The organism is Microcystis sp. M53603_WE2 (assembly GCF_030065435.1).
Genome location: NZ_JASJFF010001174.1, coordinates 1 through 2875, shown reverse-complemented (window position 1 = coordinate 2875; position 2875 = coordinate 1). Strand labels below are relative to the sequence as shown.

General features: G+C 40.5%; 2 protein-coding genes. Both read left to right on the top strand.

Annotated features, from left to right (window positions below; translation table 11 throughout):
- The first annotated feature begins 264 nt into the window (after window positions 1-264).
- Window positions 265-1488, top strand: a complete 1224-nt coding sequence (locus PX481_RS24620; RefSeq protein ID WP_288096567.1) for an NAD(P)/FAD-dependent oxidoreductase — start codon at window positions 265-267, stop codon at window positions 1486-1488.
- A gap of 30 nt (window positions 1489-1518) precedes the next feature.
- Window positions 1519-2721 (top strand): S-layer homology domain-containing protein, encoded by a 1203-nt coding sequence (locus PX481_RS24615; RefSeq protein ID WP_004159608.1) that lies wholly within the window; start codon window positions 1519-1521, stop codon window positions 2719-2721.
- The last annotated feature ends 154 nt before the right edge of the window (window positions 2722-2875 follow it).

The window sequence follows — 2875 nt, the reverse complement described above, 5'->3', positions numbered from 1 at the left end:
CACTACCCCACTACCCAATTCATAAGTAGGTAGGCGTTAAAAGTTGTCAGACACCCCCCTTATCAAGGGGGGCAGGGGGGATCGGCACCCCCCTTATCAAGGGGGGATCAAGGGGGGATTAAAGGCAAAATCCATTTTTAATTTAATTATAATCAGCTACTTATCAAATTTAGATGCACAACAGCTTAACCAGTTTGGGGTTTAACAGAGGGCATTTAGGGTAAAATAAAAGCAAGTTAGCAAGATTAGGCGAGGGAGTAAATCATGGATTATGATGTCGTAATTATTGGGGGCGGACCAGCGGGAGGTCACTGTGGTAGATTATTAAGTGAAAAAGGTTATCGTGTTCTTTTGGTGGAACAACATTCTAGTTGGCAAGATAATAATTTTTCTAGTGCCGCTTCTCCCCTAGAAATTTTAGAACAATTCAATCTCCCCGAAACCGTGGTGGCTAGGTTTTGGAAAAATATCGAAATTATCTCCACTAGCATACATCATTTTTGGTCATCACCGCAACCTTTAGGGGTAGTTTTTGATTTTGCCAAATTGCGAGAGTTTTTAGCGGCGGAAGTGCTGCGTTGGGGGGGAGAAGTTCGTTTAGGTTGTCGTTATCTGAAATATCAACAAACGGAGAATCAGCTAACTGTTTTCTTGAAATCAAAAGACGAGAAAATCGAAACAGTTAATACTCGTTTATTGGTTGATGCCACGGGATACGCTAGAGCAGTTATGTATAAACACAGACGAGAAAAACCTAATTTTTTAAAAGCAGTGGGCATTGAATATTTAATTGCTGTGCCAGAAGTAGATTATCAAAAGTATCAAGATAATTTAGTTTTTTTTCTCGGTCATAAATGGAGTCCTAAAGGTTATAGTTGGATTTTTCCTATGGATAATCAGCAATTAAAAATAGGAGCTGCTTGGTTAGAGGGAGAACATCCTTATATTTCTGAAGTTAAGCCTTTAAAAAGTTATATTACACAAATTATTCAAACCTACATGAATCTCTCTAAATATGATATAATCGACATCCATGGTTCTATTTTAGAATATTCGCTCAATCTGCAAGATATTTATTATCAAGAACCGAATATTATAGCGATTGGTGATGCTGTTTCTACGGTTAACTTTTTAGGAGGGGAAGGTATTCGCTATGCTATGAAAGGAGCCGAAATTGCTTGTCAATACATGGAAGAATATTTACAGGGAAAATCGAGTAGTTTTGCCCCTTATCAACAGAGGATGCAGGAATATTTTCAACCAAAATGGAATTTATCCGATCGCCTCAGTCGCCAAGTTTATTTAGAATATAGTGATGCACGTATCGATCAAGGAGTATCCTATCTCAAGTATCTTTCCACACAGGATATAATCGACATTTTATTTTACTACAAATTTGAAAAATACACAAAAGGGTTAGGAGGATTTCTGCTGGGGAAATTACGTCAATGGTGGCACCGAATTTTCCCTAGTCAAAAACCTGAGTAAATAGGCTAGGATAAAGCTAAGGAAACAATATTGGTAAAGACCGTGAGTAAGTTTATTCGCTACAGTACAATTATCACTCTGCTGGGCATTTTAGGAGCCTGTAGTGGCAATCCTGCCCTAGAAAATCGTCTGGCTGCCGATCCTAATCTACAAACAAATCCCATACCGGAAAACTCTCCTAATAACCAGCAATTACCCGCAAATTTTCCCGCAGAAATTCCTCGATATAGTCAATCAGAATTATTATCCGTGCAGACAAATCCTGATAATACTGGTGGGCAAACCCGTTGGCAATCCAACGATCCCAGCAATGCGATCGAGGCTTTTTATCAACAGGAATTAGTTAATAATAATTGGGAAATTATCACTCCCTTTTCTGGGGAAGGAGTCAATAGTACCTTGACAGCCCGTCGAGATAATTTAGAATTAACTATCACCATAACTGCCACTTCTCCCAATACGGAATATAGCCTCGATTATCGTCCAACGGGAACCCCGATTGCTTCCCCTAGTCCCTCCCCTATTTCTTCCCCCTTACCCAATCTTAATCCTACCAGTTTTAACGATCTCGAATCCTTACCTAATCCCTTAAAAAGCCACATTCAAGACTTAGCTAGATTAGGAGTATTAACTGGTAATAACAATCAGTTTAACCCTAATGATACAATAACGCGCCGAGAATTTGCGCGCTGGTTGTTACAGGCTAATAATGCCATTTATGCCAATGTAGCGGGTAAACAAATCCGTTTAGCTACTCCCAATAGTTCCCCAGCTTTTAGTGATGTTAAAAATAACGATCCCGATTATATTTATATTCAAGGATTAGCGGAAGCGGGGTTAATTCCCTCTCCTTTAACGGGAGATAGTAGCGCCCTTTTATTCCGTCCCAATGCTCCTTTAACCCGGGAAGATTTAATCGCTTGGAAAGTGCCATTAGATATCAGAAAAGCTTTACCGAGCGCCAATCTTGATACGATTAAAAATACTTGGGGTTTTCAGGATACTAATAAAATTAACCCGCAGCTGGTGCGCGCTCTTTATGCCGATTTTCAAAATGCCGAACAAGCCAATATTCGGCGAGTTTTTGGTTTTACTACCCTATTTCAGCCAAAAAGACCGGTAAATCGCGCTGAAGCTGCCGCTGCTTTATGGTATTTTGGTTTTCAGGGTGATGGTGTTTCCGCTGCCGATGCTTTGCAGGGTCAAGATACGCAACAGAGTGGGGTTAATTAGGGTTTGCGGCAAAAAGTTTTTCCTGGGGGCAGGGTGTGGGGTGTGGGGTGTGGGGTGTAGGGTTTTACCGATTTTGAGGGTGTCAATTACCTAATTTTCAGGGAAAAAGTCCAGGAATTTTCCCCCCGATCACTCGCATATCCGGTACTTTTTG